This window comes from Arthrobacter sp. zg-Y1171, from assembly GCF_025244845.1.
In the GTDB taxonomy this organism is placed as follows: Bacteria; Actinomycetota; Actinomycetes; order Actinomycetales; family Micrococcaceae; genus Arthrobacter_B.
Genome location: NZ_CP104264.1, coordinates 2,212,757 through 2,231,843 on the forward strand (window position 1 = coordinate 2,212,757; position 19,087 = coordinate 2,231,843).

Genomic DNA, 19,087 nt, shown 5'->3' on the forward strand with positions numbered 1-19,087 from the left:
AAAAATGACCTCCTGCCCTCCGATGTAACCGCATCCGCCTCGGCAATACTGTGGCGGTATGACATCACTTGCACAGCATTCCCCTGCGGCCGGCGCCGGAAAACCGCGTCTGGCCGCCGCCGCACAGCTCCTGAACAAGACCTACGGAACCGGCGACACCCGCGTCCACGCCCTGAAGGACGTGGACGTAAGTTTCGAAACCGGTACGTTCACCGCCATCATGGGCCCCTCCGGCTCCGGCAAATCCACACTGATGCACTGCCTCGCGGGCCTGGACACTTCAGACTCGGGCCGTATCTGGGTAGGCGGCACCGAAATCACCGGGCTGAAGGACGCCGATCTCACCCGCCTGCGCCGCGACAGCGTGGGATTCGTGTTCCAGTCCTTCAACCTGGTGCCCACGCTGACCGCGGAGCAGAACATCACGTTGCCGGTCTCCCTGGCCAACGGCACCGTGGACCGTGAATGGCTGGACTTCATCACCGAAACCCTCGGCCTGCGGGACCGGCTTCGGCACCGCCCCCACGAGCTTTCCGGCGGGCAGCAGCAGCGCGTGGCCGTGGCCCGGGCCCTCCTGACCCGCCCGCATGTCCTCTTCGGCGACGAACCCACCGGCAACCTGGATTCCAAGTCCGGTGCCGAAGTACTCTCGCTCCTTCGCCGCTCCACCAAGGAGTTCGGCCAGAGCATCATCATGGTGACGCACGACCCCGTGGCCGCTTCCTACGCTGACCGCGTGGTCCTGATGAACGACGGCGAGCTGGTCGGGGAACTGGCGCAGCCGACCCCCGAGTCCGTGCTCGCCGCCCTCACCCAGCTGGGGGCATAAGCATGCTGCAGGTAGCCCTGGCGCAGGTGCGCCTGAATGCCCGGCGGTTCATCGCCGTTTCCCTGGCGGTGCTGATTGCCGTCGGCTTCCTCACCGCCACCCTCATCATCAATTCCTCGTCCAAGGCCTCGCTGACGCAGAGCGTCGGCGAGGCGTACCGGAACGCCGATCTGCTCGTCACCCGCGATATGTACAGTGCGGACGCGGCCGTATTGGATGAAGACACCGCCGCCCTGGTCCGGGACACCCCCGGAGTGGAGGGTATCTACGCGGCCCGGCAGACCTACGTCGCCTTCGGCAAGGACCTGAACGTCGCCCAGCTGGGCAACACCTCGGAGCACACGGACCTCTTCCCCGTGGACGTACTCCAGGGAACGCTCCCGGTCGCCGACAACGAAGTAGCCGTGGACAAGGACACCGCCGAGCGCCAGGAGCTGACCGAGGGGTCGGTGCTACCCCTCACCGCCTTTATCGATGACCCCGCCGGTGAGCAACAAACGGCCGAGCTCACGGTCACTGCCCTGGTGTCCGCGTCCAAGGACCCGCAGCTCATGGGAACCCCGCAGCTGTATTCAACCTCTGCCACGGCGGCTGAGTTCGGTGAGCCCGGGTCCGGTTTCACCAGCATCCAGGTGGCACTGGCCGACGGCGCCTCAGTGGAGGACGTCCGTGCAGCACTGCAGCAGGACATCAGCGGCCTGGAGGGTGTGTACGTCCGCACCGCGCAGGAACAGACGGACGCTGTGGTTGCCTCCTTCACCGGAGGGGAGGACATCCTCACCACCATCCTGCTGGCCTTCGCTGCCGTGGCCCTGCTGGTCTGTGCCCTGGTGGTCTCCAATACCTTCTCGGTGCTGGTGGCCCAGCGCACGCGGGAACTCGCCCTCCTCCGGTGCATTGGCGCCGCCCGCTCGCAGATCCGCCGCTCCGTCATCGTGGAAGCACTGATCGTTGGCATCGTGGCGTCAGTTGCCGGAGTCCTCGCAGCCATTGCACTCGTTGGCGGCATTATCACCTACCTGAAGAACATCCCGGAGAGCGGCTTCGCAACACTGTCGGTCTCCCCCCTGGCCGTTGTCGCCGGGCTGGGTGTCGGCATCGCGCTGACAGTCCTGGCCTCGCTGGTTCCGGCACGCGCCGCCACGACCGTTGCACCTCTGGCAGCCCTGCGTCCGGCGGACGACGTCCGTGCAGGAACTCGACGTGGACGCGTCCGCCTGGGCATCGGGTTGGTACTGCTGGCGGTCGGCGCCGCACTGCTGGCCGTCGGCGCGGTAAAAGGGAACCTGCTCATTGCCTTGCCCGGCGGGATGCTCAGCTTCGTGGGCGTGCTGATGTGCGCCACGTTGTTTGTTCCGTCCCTGGTGCGCACCGTCGGCAGGATCGCGGCGCCGTTGGGTGTGCCGGGCAAGCTGGCGGCCCTCAATGCCGTCCGCAACCCCCAGCGCACCTCCGCCACTTCCTCCGCCCTGCTGATCGGCGTCACCCTGGTGACCATGATGATGACCGGCGCTGCGACCGTCCGGACTTCCCTGGACGGTGTGCTGGCGGCGGAATACCCGGTTGATGTCAGCATCAGCGGTCCCATCGACGACTCGCCGTTCACCTCCACCGACGAGGACGCGGCCCGTGCCGTGAAGGGTGTGCAGGAATCGGTACTGGTGCCTCCGGCCGGCATGACCGAGACGGAGTACGGACCGTACGGTGTCTATGCCCTGGACCCTGCCGACGCGGCGAAGGTGCTGCAGGATTCCACCCTGGTACTGGAGCCAGGCGTCATCCTGATGCCGCAGGGAACCACGGAGAAAACCCTTACGGTTCAAGGAGCGGCCAAGAGCGTCGAACTGAAGGTGGTGGTCTCGGACAGCAGCCAGCTGCAGCCGCTGATCAGCAGCGAGACTGCCGAAACCCTCGGCGGTCTGCCGGCGGCGGAAGCGGATACCTATCCTGTGCAGCCGCAGCTGTGGCTGACCGTGGCGGACGGCCTGAACACCAACGAGCTGATGGACCTGCGCACCGACCTTGCCGCGGCGGTGGACGTGGAGGACTACGCCGTCTCGGGCTCGGCCATTGAGCGGGGGGCTTTTGAACAGATCATCAACGTCCTGCTGATGGTGGTCACCGGGCTGCTGGGAGTGGCAGTGGTGATTGCCCTGGTGGGTGTGGCCAACACCCTCTCCCTGTCCGTCCTGGAACGCACCCGTGAGTCCTCGCTGCTGCGCGCATTGGGCCTGACCCGCGGACAGCTGCGCGGCATGCTTGCCCTGGAGGCCGTGCTGATTGCCGGTGTGGCCGCCCTGATGGGCAGCATCCTGGGCTCACTGTACGGCTGGTTGGGAGCGGAATCCGCGCTGGGTTCCTTCACCACTGTGGCACTGTCGCTGCCCTGGCTGCAGCTGCTCGCCGTCCTGGCCGTGGCGCTCCTGGCGGGGTTGGCTGCGTCGGTGCTCCCCGCCCGGCGTGCGGCCCGGCTCTCCCCCGTGGCCGGGCTGGCCGCGGACTAGCTCCTCGCGGTCCGGCCGCGGATCTGCAAGGATACTGAACAGGATGAATTACTAAGCAGGCTGATTTCAGCCGGCACGACGAGATGCATCCGGACGACGTGAGGAGAGCACATGCAGCAGTCACAGACGGAACACGAATCGCTGGCCGCCTACCTGGACGACCATCTGGTCGGGGCGGAAACGGGCGTCCGCCTTTTCACAGCCGCGCAGCGCACCTGGGAAGGATCCCCCTATGAGGAAACCTTCGCCCGGCTCGCGGAAGAGATCGCCGATGAACGCGACGAGCTGGAATCCCTGATCCATGCGCTGGGCTATTCGCGCAGCAAGGTGAAGGCGGCTGCGGCCATGGTGGGGGCTGCAGCGGGCAAGCTGGGTCCGCTGAATCCGCTCAGCACCGGCGGCGGCGCCACAGGGCAGCTGGAACTGGAATCCCTGCAGTCCCTGGTGCGGATGAAGGAATCCCTGTGGCGGACCCTGCTGGTGCTTTCCGCCACGGATCACCGGTTCAACACGGCGCGGCTGCAGGAACTCACCGAGACCGCCCGACGTCAGCAGGAAGACGTGGCCGGCGTGATGGAACGCACGGCCGCGCAGCGGTTCCTCGGCTCCGCCGAATCCATCTGACCTGCCCAGGATCCAAAAACACCCCCGGCAACCTGCCGGGGGTGTTTTTATGTCTTAGGCCTGTTCGGCCGGTTCCTCGTACTTCGGGAAGATGGGGGTCGGAGCCGGCAGTTGGGTACCCGGCACCAGCGGCGCGGCGATCGCACTGAACTGCCGGGCGGCGTCGTCGTCCTGGCCCAGGACCGTGAGCAGCTTCGACGCACTTTCCGGCATCACCGGCTGGATCAGGATGGCCACAATGCGCAGCACTTCCAGCGTCACGTAGAGCACGGTGTTCATGCGCTCGACGTCGGTCTTCCGCAGCACCCACGGTGCCTGGTCGGCGAAGTAGGCGTTGGTGTCGCCGAGGACCTTCCAGGTGGCTTCCAGTGCGCCGTGGAAATCCTGGACCTCGTAGGCCTCGCGGGAGATCTGCAGCAGGTTCCCGGCCGCTTCCAGCAGCGCTGTGTCCTCGGGGGTGAACGCTCCGGGCTGCGGCACCGCTGCGCCGCAGTTCTTGGCCACCATGGACAGTGAGCGCTGGGCGAGGTTGCCCAGGTTGTTGGCGAGGTCGGAATTCATCCGGCCCACGACGGCGTCGTGGTTGTAGGAGCCGTCGGCACCGAAGGGCACCTCGCGCAGCAGGAAGAACCGCACGGAGTCCAAGCCGTACTGCTCGGCCCAGGCCTTCGGAGCCACCACGTTGCCCAGCGACTTGGACATTTTGACACCCTTATTGTGCAGGAAGCCGTGGATCATGATCCGCCGAGGCAGCTCCAGCTTGGCGGACATCAGGAACGCCGGCCAGAAGATGGCGTGGAAGCGGGAGATGTCCTTGCCGATCACGTGCACATCGGCCGGCCAGTACTTCTTGAACGCTTCGCTTTCCGTATCCGGGAAGCCGACGCCGGTGAGGTAGTTGGTCAACGCGTCCACCCACACGTACATCACGTGGTCCGGGTTGCCGGGCACGGGCACGCCCCAGTTGAACGTGGTGCGGGAGATGGAAAGATCCTCCAGGCCGCCCTTGACGAAGCTGATGACTTCGTTGAACCGCGAGCGCGGGGCTGCGAAGTCCGGCTGGGATTCGTACAGGGCCAGCAACCGGTCCTGGTAGGCGGAGAGGCGGAAGAAGTAGCTTTCTTCTTCCGTCCAGGTCACCTCGGTGTCGGTCTCCTTGGAGTAGCGCACGCCGTCCTCGCGGACTTCGGTCTCGTCCTCGGTGTAGTAGGCCTCGTCCCGGACGGAGTACCAGCCGGCGTACTTGGAGAGGTAGATGTCGCCGTTCTCCTCCATCCGCTTCCAGATGGCCTGCGCTGCGGCGTAGTGGTCGGCGTCGGTGGTGCGGATGAAACGGTCATAGGAGGTGCCCATGTCCGCTTCCATCTGTTTGAAGGCGGCGGAGTTGCGGTCCGCGAGTTCCTTGGCGGTAACGCCTTCCTTATCCGCGGACTGCTGCATCTTCAGGCCGTGCTCGTCCGTGCCCGTCATAAAGAACACGTCGTAGCCGTCGAGGCGCTTGAAGCGGGCCATGGCGTCCGTGGCGATGTGTTCGTAGGCGTGCCCGATGTGGGGCTCGCCGTTCGGGTAGGAGATGGCCGTGGTGATGTAGAACGGGGTCTTGGAATCGGAAGAAGTCACATAAGAAAATTACCCTGTTTTAGCGGGACTTGTCGCTTCGGTGCCGGTACGGCGGGCGATGCCCAGCAGGACGACGGTGTAAAAAAGGCTGATGGTGCACGCCGTTCCCACGATGCTGCGGTAAGGCAACCAGGAGTCCCCCTGCGGCAGGAGGACGAACTCGGCCCCGATACACGCCGCCAGCAGCACCGCCAGGAAAATCTCCACCGCCACCCTGAGCCTGCGTTGCCGGTAGCTGGGCCGAAGCAGCAGCATCAGGGGCAGTACGGGCATAATCCACACCAATTCGTTGACCCACACCGTGGCGATCAGCAAACAGCCGGCCGCACCTGTTCCAAGATAGGCCAGGACGAATCTCCATCCCGTCGGAAGTCCACCCCGGACCCCGTAGAGCGCGGTCAACAAAGCCCAGGGCGGCAGCAGCGCGACCAGCAATTCCATAGAGCTGGACTGCGCCGGGACCAGCCACAGCAGCAGGCTCAGCGGAGCCAGATAAACCGCCAGCCGGATTCCGACGGCGGGCGGCCGGGCCGGCGCAAAAACCGTCAGCCCGGTCAGGACCACTGCCAGGGCGAAAACCATCCGGTTGACCAGGACAACCGCACCTTGATCGTCCCAGCCCCAAAGGACCTGCGTGTTAAGGAAGACGGCGGCATAGGAGCCGATGCCCACCAGCAGCAGGGCGCCCGCCGTCCAGGGCCGTTCGTGCGCCGGCATGGCCTGCTCCGCCGGGGGCTGTGACATGGCCCCAGCATAGCGAGAAGGCCGGCCCTGTTCGGGACCGGCCTTCCGGCGATACTGGCGCTGCCCTCCGGACAGCGGGCGTGCTGCTAGTCCTGCAGGTCCACCTCGCGGGCCACGGTGGCACCGATTTCGAGCTTCAGCGCCTCCAGCACGTCCTGCGGCACGGAGGAATCCACGGTGAGCAGGGACAGTGCCTGGCCGCCCTCGGAGTTGCGGGCCACCTGCATGCCGGCAATATTGATTTCCTTTTCGCCCAGGACCCGGCCCAGGGCGCCGATGACGCCGGGACGGTCCTGGTAGATCAGCACAATGAGGTGCTCGCTGATGGGGATTTCCAGGTCGTACCCGTTCACGCCCACGAGCTTCTGGATCTGCTTCGGACCCGTAAGGGTGCCGGAGACCTCAAGCCGCGTCCCGTCGGACAGGGCGCCGCGGATGGTCAGCAGGTTGCGGTAGTCATCCACGTCCGGGGTGGTCAGCAGCCGGACCTCGATGCCGCGCTGCTCGGCGAGGACCGGAGCATTCACATAGGAGACCTGCTCGGACACGATGTCCGTGAAGATCCCCTTCAACGCCGCCAGTTCCAGTGCCTTCACATCGAGGGCGGCAATTTCTCCGGCTACTTCAATGTCGATGGCGGTCACGGAATCCGAGGCCAGGGCGGTGAAGATCCGGCCCAGCTTTTCGATCAGCGGGATGCCCGGCCGGACGTCCTCGGCAATAACGCCGCCGGCCACGTTCACGGCGTCGGGCACCAGTTCCCCGGCCAACGCCAGGCGGACGGACTTCGCCACCGAGATGCCGGCCTTTTCCTGGGCTTCGGCGGTGGAGGCGCCCAGGTGCGGGGTGACCACCACGTTGTCCAGGGCGAAGAAGGGCAGGTCGGTGCTGGGTTCCTTGACGAACACGTCGACGCCTGCGCCGGCGATCTTTCCGGCCTGCAGCGCCTCGTACAGGGCTGCTTCGTCCACGAGTCCGCCGCGGGCCACGTTCACTACGTAGGCGGTGTCCTTCATCTTCTCGAACGCCTCGGTGCCGAGCATGCCCACCGTTTCCGGGGTCTTGGGCATGTGGATGGTGACGAAGTCGGACTCGGCGAGCAGCTCGTCGAGGGACACCAGCCGGACATTCAGCTGGGCGGCGCGGGCGGAGGTGACATACGGGTCATAGGCGAGGATCTCGGTGCCGAAGCCCTGCATGCGTGCGGCCACCAGGGCGCCGATGCGGCCCAGGCCGATGATGCCGATCTTCTTTTCGAACAGTTCGGTGCCGCTGTACTTGGAGCGCTTCCATTCGCCGTTCTTCAGGGCGGCGCTGGCCTGCGGGATGTTCCGGGCCAGGGACACGATGTGCCCCACCGTCAGTTCCGCCGCGGAGATGATGTTCGACGTCGGCGCGTTGACCACCATCACGCCGGCCTGCGTGGCGGCCTTGATATCCACGTTGTCCAGGCCCACGCCGGCCCGGGCAATAACCTTGAGGTTCCTGGCGGCGGCGATCGCTTCGGCATCCACCTGCGTGGCGGACCGCACGAGGATGGCGTCGACGTCGGCAATCGCGGCCAGGAGCTGGGAGCGGTCGGCGCCGTCGGTGGTGCGGATGTCGAAGTCGGGGCCCAGGGCCTCGACGGTGGCGGGCGAGAGTTCCTCCGCAAGGAGTACGACTGGTTTGGTGGCAGACACCGATGACCTCTTTACACTTGGAAGATTTCTTTGCACTGGAAGATTGTGTTGGGGCATTTCGTGCAGGAGGCCGGACCCGAGGGGTCCGGCCTCCTTGCCGATTCGGCTTGCTTTTCGAGCTTATCGCGCAGGTGCGGGCGCAGGGCGAATCGGCGCCGGAGATTACGGTCCGGCTAGCGGGCTACCGAACCCTCGGTGTAATCGTCTTCATTCTTGATCCAGGAGAAGAGCTTGCGCAGGTCGCGGCCGGTGGCTTCGATGGAGTGCTCCTCGCCCTTCCTGCGCAGCTCCTTGAACTCCGGGGCACCGGCATCCTGGTCATCGATGAAGCGCTTGGCGAAGGCACCGTTCTGGATGTCCGCGAGGACGGCCTTCATGTTTTCCTTCACGCTCTCGTCAATGACGCGCGGTCCGGAGACATAGTCGCCGTATTCGGCGGTGTCCGAGACGCTCCAGCGCTGCTTGGCGATGCCGCCTTCGACCATCAGGTCCACGATCAGCTTCAGCTCGTGCAGCACCTCGAAGTACGCGACCTCCGGCTGGTAGCCGGCCTCCGTCAGGGTTTCGAAGCCGTACTGGATCAGCTGCGAGGCGCCGCCGCAGAGTACCGCCTGCTCGCCGAACAGATCGGTTTCGGTTTCTTCGGTGAAGGTGGTTTCGATGACGCCGGCGCGGGTGCCGCCGATGGCCTTGGCGTAGGACAGGGCCAGTTCCTTGGCGGTACCGGAGGGGTTCTGCTCGACGGCGATCAGGTCCGGGACGCCGCGGCCGGCTTCGAATTCGCGCCGCACAATGTGGCCCGGGCCCTTGGGAGCCACGAGCGCGACGTCGACGTCGGCCGGCGGCTGGATGTAACCGTAGCGGATGTTGAAGCCGTGGCCGAAGAACAGGGCGTCGCCGGCCTGCAGGTTCGGGGCGATGTCCTCGGCGTAGACGAAACGCTGCACCTGGTCAGGGGTAAGCACCATGATCAGGTCCGCTTCGGCGACGGCGTCCGCCACGTTCAGCACGCGCAGGCCCTCGGCCTCTGCCTTGGCACGCGAGGCGGAGCCTTCCTTGAGGCCCACGCGGACGTCCACGCCGGAGTCGCGCAGGCTGAGGGCATGGGCGTGGCCCTGGCTTCCGTAGCCGATGACGGCGACGGTACGGCCCTGGATGATCGACAGGTCTGCGTCGTCGTCGTAATACATGTCAGTCACTTTGGTTATCTCCTACTGGTTTCTAAGGACAAGGGTCTGTGGGGGAACTCAGGCGCTGCGCAGCGCGCGGTCGCTCATGGATTTTGAGCCGCGGGCAACGGCCAGGGTTCCGGATTGGACTATTTCGCGGATGCCGAAGGGCTCAAGCACCGAGAGCAGTGCGTTGAGCTTGTCGGCGGTGCCTGTTGCCTCGACGATGAGCGAGTCGGTGGAGACATCCACTATCGAGGCGCGGAACAGCTCGGCTGCCTGGGTTACCTGCAGCCGGGTTGCGGCATCCGCGCGGACCTTGACCAGGATGTGGTCCCGCTGCACGGAAGAATCCGGAACCAGCTCGACAATCTTGATGACGTTGATGAGCTTGTTCAGCTGTTTAGTGACCTGCTCGAGCAGGTCACCCTCGGCGTCGACCACTACGGTGATGCGGGACATGCCCGGCACCTCCGAGGGGCCCACAGCCAGGGAATTGATGTTGAATGCCCGGCGGGCAAACAGCGAGGCGACCCGGGTCAGCACGCCGGGAACGTCTTCTACCAGCACGGAAAGGGTGTGGCGGGCCATTTCCTAGTCCTCCTCTTCCCAGGTGGGAGTCATGTTGCGGGCAATCTGGATCAGGTCGTTGCTGACACCGGTGGGAACCATCGGCCACACCATGGAGTCGCGGCTGACCACGAAGTCGATCACTACGGGGCGGTCATTGATCTCCAGCGCCTGCGCGATGGTCGCGTCGATATCCTCGTCGCGTTCGCAGCGCAGGCCTACGCAGCCGTACGCCTCGGCCAGCTTGACGAAGTCCGGGATCCGCACGGTGTCATGCCCGGTGTTGAGGTCCGTGTTGGAGTAGCGGGACTCGTAGAAGAGCGTCTGCCACTGCCGGACCATGCCCAGCGAGGAGTTGTTGATGATGGCGACCTTGATCGGAATGTTGTTGATCAGGCAGGTGGCCAGTTCCTGGTTGGTCATCTGGAAGCAGCCGTCGCCGTCGATGGCCCAGACCACCCGGTCCGGTGCGCCCACCTTCGCGCCCATGGCCGCGGGCACCGAATAGCCCATGGTGCCCAGGCCGCCGGAGTTCAGCCAGGCCCGGGGTCGCTCGTACTTGATGAACTGTGCGGACCACATCTGGTGCTGGCCCACGCCGGCCACGTAGACGCCTTCGGGGCCGGTCATCGCACCGATGCGTTCGATGACCTTCTGCGGGGCAATCAGTCCGTCTTCGGGAGTGGCGTAACCGATCGGGTAGGTTTCGCGCAGCCGGTTCAGCACGGCCCACCAGGCCGAGATGTCGGGTTTCGCGGTTTCGAATTGTCCGCGCACGGCGTCGGCCAGTTCGGGGATGATTTCCTTCACCGAGCCGACAATCGGTACATCCGCCGGACGGTTCTTGGAGATCTCCGCCGGGTCGATGTCCGCGTGGATGACTTTGGCGCCGGGTGCGAAGGAGCTCAGCACCCCGGTTACCCGGTCATCGAAACGGGCGCCGAGGGTGATCAGCAGGTCCGACTGCTGCAGGGCGGTCACGGCGGAAACCGCACCGTGCATCCCGGGCATGCCGACATGCAGTTCGTGCGAGTCGGGGAAAACGCCGCGGGCCATCAGCGTGGTGACCACCGGGGCGCCCACCAGTTCGGCCAGTTCGAGCAGCTCCGCCGAGGCGTTGGCCTTGAGCACGCCGCCGCCCACGTAGAACACGGGCCGCTGCGAGGCGGCAATCAGGCGGGCAGCCTCGCGCACCTGCTTGGAATGTCCGCGGACCACGGTGCGGTAGCCCTGCAGATCGATCTTCGGCGGCCAGGAGAAGGTGGTCTTCGCCTGCTGCGCATCCTTGGCAATGTCGACGAGGACCGGACCGGGACGGCCCGACGTCGCAATATGGAAGGCCTCGGCCAGCACCCGGGGGATGTCGGCGGCATCGGTCACCAGATAGGAGTGCTTGGTGATGGGCATCGTGATGCCCACGATGTCGGCTTCCTGGAAGGCATCGGAGCCGATGAACGCGCTGGAGACCTGTCCGGTGATGGCGACCATCGGCACGGAGTCCATGTGGGCGTCGGCAATGGCGGTGACGAGGTTGGTGGCCCCGGGTCCGGAGGTCACAATGCAGACGCCGGCCCGTCCGGTCACCATGGCGTAGCCTTCGGCTGCATGGCCTGCGCCCTGCTCGTGCCGGACCAGGATGTGCCGGATCTTGGTGGAATCCATGAGCGGGTCATAAGTGGGCAGGATGGCGCCGCCGGGCAGTCCGAAGACTTCGTCGACGCCGAGTTCCTCAAGCGAACGGACGATGGCCTGCGAGCCGGTCATCTCGGTGGGCGGAACGGTGTTGTTGGGCCCCTGGATGCGCTCATCCGCGGCTTCCGGATGCGCAGACACGGAACTGGCTACGTCTTTGGTCTTGGCTGCTGCCGCGCGTGCAGCGGCATTTGCCTTCGAGGCCATCAGCGAAGGGCTGATTGGCGATCCCTTACTCATCGGAACTTCCTTTGCGGATGCTAATCCATGGTCAATGCGGTCATGCGACGGCCGGCCCGGGTTGTGCCCGGTACGGCTTCTGTGTTCAGCGAAGCCAAAACTGACGATGCCAATAAAAAAACCCCTCGTGCCTGTTGGCTCCGTAGGGGTTCGCGCGTGACGTCTTAGACAAGTCGGGCTGTTACGCCACGCGCTTGATAAGGACGACGGGTACGATCTGCATACCGTTCAGTCTTGCGTTCCCCTACGGGGGTGTCAATCTTATGAGACGTCCGTCTCACTATCTGGACTTGTGTCCCGGCTTTTGGGCCTGCCCACGGAAGGCTGCGGGGCTTAATAAGGGTGATGCCCCGTAGGGGCCCTGGGGCGCGGGCGCTCCGGCGCCCGCGCCCCAGGGAGGGGCATCAACCGCAGTAAGCCCCGGTGGACGCAGAGTTCACCATCTTGGCGTACTTGGCCAGCACACCCTTGGTGAACTTGTGCGGCAGCGGCTGCCAGCCGACCTTGCGGGCTTCGAGCTCGTCCGGGTCCACCAGCAGGTCAAAACTGCGGGCGGCAATGTCCACCCGGATCCGGTCGCCGTCCTTCACGAAAGCAATGGGACCGCCGTCGACCGCTTCAGGTGCAACGTGGCCGATACACAGGCCCGTGGTGCCGCCGGAGAAGCGGCCGTCGGTCAGCAGCAGGACATCCTTGCCCAGGCCCGCACCCTTGATGGCGCCGGTAATGGCGAGCATTTCGCGCATGCCCGGTCCGCCCTTGGGGCCCTCGTAGCGGATGACCACAACGTCGCCGGCAGAGATCTCGCCGGCGTCCAGGGCGTCCAGGGCGCCCTGTTCACGCTCGAAGACCCGTGCGGTGCCTTCAAATACGTCGGCGTCGAACCCTGCGCTCTTCACCACAGCGCCTTCCGGAGCCATGGACCCCTTCAGGACGGTGATGCCGCCGGTCTTGTGGATGGGGTTGTCCATGGCACGCAGGACCTTCCCGTCCGGATCCGGCGGGTTGATGGCCGCGAGGTTCTCCGCCACGGTCTTGCCGGTGACCGTGAGGCAGTCGCCGTGGATCAGGCCGGCGTCGAGCAGTGCCTTCATGATCACGGGCACGCCGCCGATCTTGTCGACGTCGAACATCACGTACCGGCCGAACGGCTTCAGGTCGCCGAGGTGCGGGATGGTGTCGCCGATGCGGTTGAAATCCTCGAGGGTGAGGTCCACTTCGGCCTCGCGGGCGATGGCCAGCAGGTGCAGCACGGCGTTGGTGGAGCCGCCGAAGGCCATGGTGACGGCGATGGCGTTTTCGAAGGCCTTCTTGGTCATGATGTCGCGGGCGGTGATGCCCTTGCGCAGCAGGTTGACCACTGCCTCGCCGGATTTGCGGGCAAACTCGTCGCGGCGCCGGTCCGCGGAGGGCGGCGCTGCCGAACCGGGCAGGGACATGCCCAGGGCCTCGCCGATGCAGGCCATCGTGTTGGCGGTGTACATCCCGCCGCAGGCACCTTCACCCGGGCAGATGGCCCGTTCAATCGAGTCGAGGTCCTTCAGGCTCATCTTGCCCGCGGCGCAGGCACCCACGGCTTCGAAGGCGTCGATCAGGGTGACTTCCCGCTCGCTGCCGTCCTCCATCTTGGCGAAGCCGGGCATGATCGAACCGGCATAGAGGAAGACGCTGGAGAGGTCCAGGCGCGCTGCCGCCATCAGCATGCCGGGCAGGGACTTGTCGCACCCGGCAAGCAGCACGGAGCCGTCCAGGCGCTCGGCCATCATCACCGTTTCCACCGAGTCCGCTATGACTTCGCGGGAAACCAGGGAAAAGTGCATGCCCTCGTGGCCCATGGAAATGCCGTCCGAGACGGAAATTGTGCCGAACTGCATGGGGAAGCCGCCGCCTGCGTGGATGCCTTCTTTGGCACCGGTGGCGAGGCGGTTCAGGGATAGGTTGCAGGGAGTGATCTCGTTCCAGGAACTGGCGACGCCGATCTGCGGCTTGGCGAAGTCGTCGTCGCCCATGCCCACGGCACGGAACATGCCGCGGGCAGGGGCGGCGTGTATGCCGTCCGTAACGACTCGGCTGCGGGGTTTGATGTCCGGTGTGTTGTCCACGCTCATGGGTAGATCGTAGGACTTAAGCCTGCCGGGGTGGTCTCTGTGACGGACATTCGCGTCTGTTGTTACGGCCTGTGAACAGCAGATGAAGATCAGAGGCAGGGACGGCACGGGCTTCCCGAATAGGGGGACGGTGTTCATAGACTGGGGGTATGACATCGGATACAGGATCCACGGATCCGGGCGTACATACTGCGGAGACGGACACTGCAGACCTGGGAAACCCCGCCAGCAACCAGCTGAAGCGGGTGCTGCGCCGCGTCTTCGAATCCCAGATTCCCAATTACGGTGACTACAACCTGGTGCTGGCCACGCCGGGCCTCGACGGTGAAACCGGTTTTTACGTGCTGGGCTACCGGTGGCGTCCGGCCGAGGTTGTGTTTGCTCCGTTCGACGTCGATACCCTCGCCGGGCTGGAAGTACCCACTTCGGTGAACACCACCAATCTGAGCCACACCGACGAGCTGGACACGGACGCGTACGAGGTGGGCACAAGCACCGGCCGCGTCTTCCAGTTTGCCGTGGAAGCGCAGGCCACCCTGCCGGCCACGGCTTCAGCGGGCGAGCGGCTGCTGGAGCAGTCCGCCGACTGGGAAGATTTCCGTTCGTTCGTGGACTCCTACCTGGAACTGGCCTAGGGCGCAGGCGGTTCGCCTACCCCCACGGGCCGGGGCGGACGAGGTTCAGCGGTTCTTTTCCTGCTGCCAGCCGCTGCACCTGTTCGCGCAGCAGGGCCTTGATCCGGGGTTCGAAGGCTGCGGTGTTTCCGCCCCAGTGCGGGGTAATAATCGCCCCGGATGCCTGCCGCAGCGGATGCTCTGCCGGCAGGGGCTCCGGATCGAAGACGTCCAGAGCCGCGCGCAGCCGTCCGGACACCACTTCCTTGGTGAGGGCTTCGCTGTCCACCACGGCGCCGCGGGCAACGTTGACCACCAGCGCCCCGTCCGGCAGGGCGGCGAGTACGTTGGCGTCGATGAGGTGGCGGGTCTGCGCGTTCAAGGGTGTGATGACCACCAGGATCTCGGCCCGGGCCGCCAGATCGGTGAGTTCGTCCGTACCGTGCACCGCGCCGTCGTCATCCGTCCGCGCCGTGCTGCCCACCCGGATCAGCTCGACGTCGAACGGGTGCAGCCGCGCGGCAATCTCCCGGCCGATTCCGCCGACCCCCACGAGGAGCACGCGGCGGTCCGCCAGCCCCGGATACCGGATCGATTCCCACCGGCCCTCATGCTGGGCGCTCAGCGCAGTGTCGATTCCCCGCTGCGCAGACAGGATCAGGGCAAGGGCCATCTCGGCCGTCGCGGCGGCATGGACGCCGGCGGCGCTGGCAATGGCCGTCCCCTCACCGACCAGCTCGGGCAGCCCGTCATAGCCCGTCGACTGCGCCTGCAGGAGCAGCAGGTTCGGCACCCGGTCCAGCGCATCTCCGTAGTCTGATCCGTTGGCGTAGGGAAGCACCACTGCATCGATGTCCGGATACGCCACCCCCTCGGGCTCACCGGCCAGGTCCCAGACGGCTGCCTTCATGCCGTCGGGCAGGGGCTGCAGGGCTTCCAGAAGTTCGGGCGTGGGCACGGTCAGGGTGCGCACCGGAACATTGCGGGATTCAGTGTCGGCCATGCCAGCCAGCGTAACCGGGTCCTCGACTATGGACAGCGGCAGGCGCCGGCCGTAACGTGAAAAACGTGCCTTCCGCCGATCGAAGGAGGCCGCCGTGGCCCGGAAATCCTTTCTCTTCACAGCCCTGGGGGTTGGGTCCGTTGCGGCTGTCTGGGCAGCCCGGACAGCTGAGCGGATGCTGGCCCACGGTGCCGTGCGGACCGCTGCGGGGATCGACACTTCCGGTGTGCCGGACCCTGACCTTCCGGTTACCCCGGTCCCCGGCGACGCCGTTACGACAGTGACCACCGGGGACCCGGCGTCGAACCTCCCCGCACGGACCTGGGTGGTGGACAGCAGCGGCGACTGGGACGGTAATCCGGGCGAATTGGTGGTCCTCCCCCATCCAGGCGGTACACCGGAACGGAATGCAACGTGAGACGGGACACAAAAGCTGCCGGAATTTCGTTCTCCAGCGGAACTGCTGGTAGTGTTTCATGTCGTTGCTGATGCCGACCACGGAGAAAATCTGCTGGTTTCCATCACCTCGAATACGCACCTCTAGCTCAATTGGCAGAGCAATTGACTCTTAATCAATGGGTTCCGGGTTCAAGTCCCGGGGGGTGCACCAATTACCCCGTCCGATCAGGCTCTTCGCCTGGCCGGGCGGGGTTTTTTGTTGCCCGGGCGGGCAGCGGCTCCGGACATGCAGGCCGGATTTCGTGGACCCTGCCGACACGTGGTAATGTTTCATGTCGTTGCGGAGAACGAACCGCGCCTCACGGCGAAGGTCTTCCTTCCAACAAAGTGCGCACCTCTAGCTCAATTGGCAGAGCAATTGACTCTTAATCAATGGGTTCCGGGTTCAAGTCCCGGGGGGTGCACCAGTGAAAACCCCGTCTGACCAGGCATTGCGCCTGTCGGACGGGGTTTTTTCGTTTTGCCGCCGGTGAACTCGTCCGTGAACAGCTCCGTGGCCGCCGGCACCGGCGGCCAGCGCTCCGGCTCCTGCAGCTACGCCTCCGCACTCCAGAGATACGGCGTTGTGGCGGACACCTTCAGGAAGCCGGAGCGCTCCAGGATCGGGCGGGAGTACTCCGTGGAATCGCTGTGGATCAGGGCCTTGCCCGCTGCCAGTGCGGAGCGTGCACGGGCTGCGGTAAGTGCGCGGTAGATACCCCGGCCGCGCCAGGGCGCCAGCGTTGCACCGCCCCAGATGCCTGCGAACTCCGTGCCGGCAACCGGTTCCAGGCGGCCGGCGCTGACGATCGTGCCGCCGCTTTCCGCCACCCAGAGTTCCATCCCGTCGCCGCGGGACAACCGGCGCAGGAGGGAGTCCGCCGTTGCAATGGAGACCGGATCACCGAATACACCGTCCGCCATGGCACTCATGGCGCGGATATCCTGCTCTTCCGTGACGCGGCGGAGGGCAACCCCATCGGGAACCGGGACATCCACCGCCAGGTCCGCCGCGCGCCCGATCATGATGGATTCGGGTTCGTCCGGTTCGAACCCGTTGCGCAGCAGTGATTCGTGGAGTCCGGGTGCCCGGTCATGGCTCCGGGTCTTCCACTCCACCTTCCGGATCTGCGGATCGCTCCGGTAATACGCGAGGGCACCGGCCACCCAGCCGGAAATGGTCTCGGCATCCGCCCCGTCCAGGTCGGCGTAGGTGATGAAACCCCGGCCGCCGTCGAACGTCACCAGGCGCAGGGGTCCCAGCCGTTCCACGGCGACTGCGCCGGGAGTTTCCGCATCGGTGCGCAACTGGCGGTCATAGGCGGCAAGGAGCTCTGCGGGTCTGGTCATGGGTCCATACCCTACCGTTGCGGGCCCGTTGCACTGGATTCGGGACTTAGTTTCCCTTGACGTTCACGATCTGCCGCAGCACGTGCTTCACCGTGACCAGATCCTTCGCGTCCGCCATCACGGCGTCGATGTCCTTGTACGCCGCCGGGATCTCGTCAATGAAAGCGGGGGTATCGCGGAATTCGATCCCCTTCATTGCCTTCCGCAGCTGCTCCTGGCTGAAGGTCCTGCGCGCTTTCGTCCGGGAATACTCCCTGCCTGCGCCGTGCGGTGCGGAGTTCAGCGACGGCGCGTAGCCCTTGCCTTCCACCACGTACGACGCCGTGCCCATGGATCCCGGGATCAGCCCCGGACGTCCCGGCGAAGCGTCGATGGCGCCCTTCCGCGAGAGCCAGACGTCCCTGCCGTAGTGGTGCCCAACCTCGGTGTAGTTGTGGTGGCAGTTGATCCGCTCCCGTTCCTGCACGGCCTCCCCCGTCCAGGCACTGAAGCATCCCACGACCCGGTCCATCATTTCCTCACGGTTCAGCAGGGCGAACTTCTGGGCCCACATCAGTTCCGCAATGTACCGGTCGAACTCCCCGGTCCCCTCCTCCAGGTACGCCAGGTCCCGGTCCGGCAGGTCGATGGAGCGCTTGCCGCAGTAGTTCTGTGCCGACCAGATGTGCTGCTGCGCGATCTTGTTCCCGACACCGCGCGAGCCCGAATGCAGGAACAGCCAGACCGCGTCCTCTTCATCCAGGGACACTTCGATGAAGTGGTTCCCCGAGCCCAGGGTGCCCAGCTGGAGCCGCCAGCCGCTGAGGTAGGACGCGGGGTCAAAGCCGGCGGCAGCGGCGTCGTCGGCAAGTTCCTCGACCCGGAGACGCGCCGAATCGGTGAGGCTGCGGTTGTTGTTGCCGGCTGAGAGCGGAATGGCATGTTCTATCGCTTCGCGGAGAACCCGGCGGTTCAGGCCCGCAATGTCCGCGGCAAAGAGCCGGGTGCGGACGGCGATCATCCCGCAGCCGATATCGACGCCCACCGCCGCAGGGATGATTGCCCCCAGGGTGGGGATCACGGATCCGACAGCTGCACCCTTCCCCAGGTGCGCGTCCGGCATGGAGGCCAGGTGCGGATAGATGAACGGCATCCGGGCCGTCCTGGTGTTTTGCTCCAGGGTGACGTCATCAATGACGCTCGCGAAGTTGATGTACTTCGCGTTGACCTTATGCTCCACGGGCAGCCCTTTCGTCAGCGTGCTTACCACTGAGGCTAACGGCCAAACGAAAGAAGAGGCACATCCAGCGGATGTGCCTCTTCGTACGTTTTCGGTGCCGCTCCGGCGGTCAGCGGCGGTCCGCCGGGGCTTCCGCAGCCTCCGTGGCGTCCGCACTTTCCGGCAGGATCACCAAACCGCTTTCGGGCGGGACCGGAAGTCCGGGGACGTCGACGGCGACCTGCCACCGCGGGCTTCCCAACTCGCTGATGACCTTCCGCAGCTGGGTGCGCAGTGCCTCTGACAGCAGCTCTCCGCCGTCGAGGAGCGTGCGCTCGATGTTCTGCGCTTCGTGGAGTGCTTCCTTGCCCTGCTCGGTGATCGTCACCATGTGGCTGCGCTTGTCGAGGTCATTGCGCACACGGCTAACGTGTCCGTGGGTCTCCAGGCGGGCGAGGGTCTTGCCCATCGTCTGGGCCTGAACCCGCACAAGCTGTGCCAGGCGTGCCTGCGTCATTGGCCCCTGGGAGTCAAGAACACCCAACGCGATAACGCCTGCGTGGGTCAGGCCGATGCTGACCAACCGCTCGTTCCAGGCATGCTCTACTAGGCGTGCAGCTGTAGATAGCAGGCGCCCGGTGGGCCAGCGCTCCATATCCGGCATAAAATAAAACTCTTCCTCTCGGCGACGGATCCGTCCGC

The 19,087-nt window shown here is 65.5% G+C and carries 16 protein-coding genes and 2 tRNA genes; 7 read left to right on the top strand and 11 right to left on the bottom strand.

Annotation, left to right across the window (positions count from 1 at the left end):
* Positions 1 to 58: 58 nt before the first annotated feature.
* The 3 genes from N2L00_RS10435 to N2L00_RS10445 all read left to right on the top strand — a co-directional run bounded on the left by N2L00_RS10435 (position 59) and on the right by N2L00_RS10445 (position 3,957).
* Positions 59 to 829: an ABC transporter ATP-binding protein gene (locus N2L00_RS10435; RefSeq protein ID WP_255764573.1), complete on the top strand. Its 771-nt coding sequence runs from the start codon at positions 59 to 61 to the stop codon at positions 827 to 829.
* 2 nt (positions 830 to 831) lie between these two features.
* Positions 832 to 3,333, top strand: a complete 2,502-nt coding sequence (locus N2L00_RS10440; protein WP_255862781.1) for an ABC transporter permease — start codon at positions 832 to 834, stop codon at positions 3,331 to 3,333.
* 111 nt (positions 3,334 to 3,444) lie between these two features.
* Complete coding sequence (locus tag N2L00_RS10445) at positions 3,445 to 3,957, top strand: hypothetical protein (protein WP_255764575.1); 513 nt, start codon at positions 3,445 to 3,447, stop codon at positions 3,955 to 3,957.
* Between the two features lie 54 nt (positions 3,958 to 4,011).
* Here the strand turns inward: N2L00_RS10445 and metG are convergent, their stop codons facing one another.
* From metG to ilvD, 7 genes are all read right to left on the bottom strand, one after another.
* Positions 4,012 to 5,577, bottom strand: a complete 1,566-nt coding sequence (metG, locus tag N2L00_RS10450; protein WP_255862780.1) for a methionine--tRNA ligase — start codon at positions 5,575 to 5,577, stop codon at positions 4,012 to 4,014.
* Positions 5,578 to 5,586: 9 nt separating this feature from the next.
* A complete protein-coding gene (locus tag N2L00_RS10455; protein WP_255862779.1) occupies positions 5,587 to 6,321 on the bottom strand; it encodes a hypothetical protein in 735 nt (244 codons plus the stop codon).
* Between the two features lie 86 nt (positions 6,322 to 6,407).
* Positions 6,408 to 8,003 carry a phosphoglycerate dehydrogenase gene (serA, locus tag N2L00_RS10460; protein WP_255862778.1) on the bottom strand — a complete coding sequence of 532 codons (1,596 nt, stop codon included), beginning with the start codon at positions 8,001 to 8,003 and terminating at the stop codon, positions 6,408 to 6,410.
* Positions 8,004 to 8,176: 173 nt separating this feature from the next.
* On the bottom strand, positions 8,177 to 9,202 hold the full coding sequence (gene ilvC, locus N2L00_RS10465) for a ketol-acid reductoisomerase (RefSeq protein WP_255764579.1): 1,026 nt from the start codon (positions 9,200 to 9,202) through the stop codon (positions 8,177 to 8,179).
* A gap of 48 nt (positions 9,203 to 9,250) precedes the next feature.
* Positions 9,251 to 9,763 (bottom strand): acetolactate synthase small subunit, encoded by a 513-nt coding sequence (gene ilvN, locus N2L00_RS10470; RefSeq protein WP_227918205.1) that lies wholly within the window; start codon positions 9,761 to 9,763, stop codon positions 9,251 to 9,253.
* Positions 9,764 to 9,766: 3 nt separating this feature from the next.
* The gene (locus N2L00_RS10475) at positions 9,767 to 11,674 is read right to left on the bottom strand and encodes an acetolactate synthase large subunit (protein ID WP_255764580.1); all 1,908 of its coding nucleotides are present in this window, start codon (positions 11,672 to 11,674) and stop codon (positions 9,767 to 9,769) included.
* A 404-nt stretch (positions 11,675 to 12,078) separates the two neighbouring features.
* Positions 12,079 to 13,782: a dihydroxy-acid dehydratase gene (gene ilvD / locus N2L00_RS10480; RefSeq protein ID WP_255764581.1), complete on the bottom strand. Its 1,704-nt coding sequence runs from the start codon at positions 13,780 to 13,782 to the stop codon at positions 12,079 to 12,081.
* 149 nt (positions 13,783 to 13,931) lie between these two features.
* On the opposite strand from ilvD, the gene N2L00_RS10485 reads away from it, so the two are divergent.
* The gene (locus N2L00_RS10485) at positions 13,932 to 14,417 is read left to right on the top strand and encodes a hypothetical protein (protein WP_255764582.1); all 486 of its coding nucleotides are present in this window, start codon (positions 13,932 to 13,934) and stop codon (positions 14,415 to 14,417) included.
* Between the two features lie 16 nt (positions 14,418 to 14,433).
* Here the strand turns inward: N2L00_RS10485 and N2L00_RS10490 are convergent, their stop codons facing one another.
* The gene (locus N2L00_RS10490) at positions 14,434 to 15,399 is read right to left on the bottom strand and encodes a 2-hydroxyacid dehydrogenase (RefSeq protein WP_255862777.1); all 966 of its coding nucleotides are present in this window, start codon (positions 15,397 to 15,399) and stop codon (positions 14,434 to 14,436) included.
* Between the two features lie 94 nt (positions 15,400 to 15,493).
* Between N2L00_RS10490 and N2L00_RS10495 the strand changes: the two genes are divergently transcribed.
* From N2L00_RS10495 to N2L00_RS10505, 3 genes are all read left to right on the top strand, one after another.
* Positions 15,494 to 15,817, top strand: coding sequence for a hypothetical protein (locus tag N2L00_RS10495; RefSeq protein WP_255862776.1), 324 nt, complete (start codon positions 15,494 to 15,496; stop codon positions 15,815 to 15,817).
* 116 nt (positions 15,818 to 15,933) lie between these two features.
* A tRNA-Lys gene (locus tag N2L00_RS10500) sits at positions 15,934 to 16,009 on the top strand.
* 180 nt (positions 16,010 to 16,189) lie between these two features.
* Positions 16,190 to 16,265: transfer RNA gene (locus tag N2L00_RS10505), tRNA-Lys, on the top strand.
* A 127-nt stretch (positions 16,266 to 16,392) separates the two neighbouring features.
* On the opposite strand, the gene N2L00_RS10510 is transcribed toward N2L00_RS10505, so the two are convergent.
* From N2L00_RS10510 to N2L00_RS10520, 3 genes are all read right to left on the bottom strand, one after another.
* Complete coding sequence (locus N2L00_RS10510; RefSeq protein ID WP_255862775.1) at positions 16,393 to 17,187, bottom strand: GNAT family N-acetyltransferase; 795 nt, start codon at positions 17,185 to 17,187, stop codon at positions 16,393 to 16,395.
* A 46-nt stretch (positions 17,188 to 17,233) separates the two neighbouring features.
* Positions 17,234 to 18,406 carry an RtcB family protein gene (locus N2L00_RS10515; protein WP_255862774.1) on the bottom strand — a complete coding sequence of 391 codons (1,173 nt, stop codon included), beginning with the start codon at positions 18,404 to 18,406 and terminating at the stop codon, positions 17,234 to 17,236.
* A 109-nt stretch (positions 18,407 to 18,515) separates the two neighbouring features.
* Positions 18,516 to 19,049: a MarR family winged helix-turn-helix transcriptional regulator gene (locus N2L00_RS10520; protein ID WP_255764587.1), complete on the bottom strand. Its 534-nt coding sequence runs from the start codon at positions 19,047 to 19,049 to the stop codon at positions 18,516 to 18,518.
* Positions 19,050 to 19,087 lie beyond the last annotated feature (38 nt).

Excerpts from the sequence above, each read along its gene's own strand:
- N2L00_RS10435 (WP_255764573.1), top strand. The coding sequence starts at position 59 with ATGACATCACTTGCACAGCATTCCCCTGCGGCCGGCGCCGGAAAACCG.
- N2L00_RS10440 (WP_255862781.1), top strand. The coding sequence starts at position 832 with ATGCTGCAGGTAGCCCTGGCGCAGGTGCGCCTGAATGCCCGGCGGTTC.
- N2L00_RS10445 (WP_255764575.1), top strand. The coding sequence starts at position 3,445 with ATGCAGCAGTCACAGACGGAACACGAATCGCTGGCCGCCTACCTGGAC.
- N2L00_RS10455 (WP_255862779.1), bottom strand. The coding sequence starts at position 6,321 with ATGTCACAGCCCCCGGCGGAGCAGGCCATGCCGGCGCACGAACGGCCC.
- ilvN (WP_227918205.1), bottom strand. The coding sequence starts at position 9,763 with ATGGCCCGCCACACCCTTTCCGTGCTGGTAGAAGACGTTCCCGGCGTG.
- N2L00_RS10475 (WP_255764580.1), bottom strand. The coding sequence starts at position 11,674 with ATGAGTAAGGGATCGCCAATCAGCCCTTCGCTGATGGCCTCGAAGGCA.
- ilvD (WP_255764581.1), bottom strand. The coding sequence starts at position 13,782 with ATGAGCGTGGACAACACACCGGACATCAAACCCCGCAGCCGAGTCGTT.
- N2L00_RS10485 (WP_255764582.1), top strand. The coding sequence starts at position 13,932 with ATGACATCGGATACAGGATCCACGGATCCGGGCGTACATACTGCGGAG.
- N2L00_RS10490 (WP_255862777.1), bottom strand. The coding sequence starts at position 15,399 with ATGGCCGACACTGAATCCCGCAATGTTCCGGTGCGCACCCTGACCGTG.
- N2L00_RS10510 (WP_255862775.1), bottom strand. The coding sequence starts at position 17,187 with ATGACCAGACCCGCAGAGCTCCTTGCCGCCTATGACCGCCAGTTGCGC.
- N2L00_RS10520 (WP_255764587.1), bottom strand. The coding sequence starts at position 19,049 with ATGCCGGATATGGAGCGCTGGCCCACCGGGCGCCTGCTATCTACAGCT.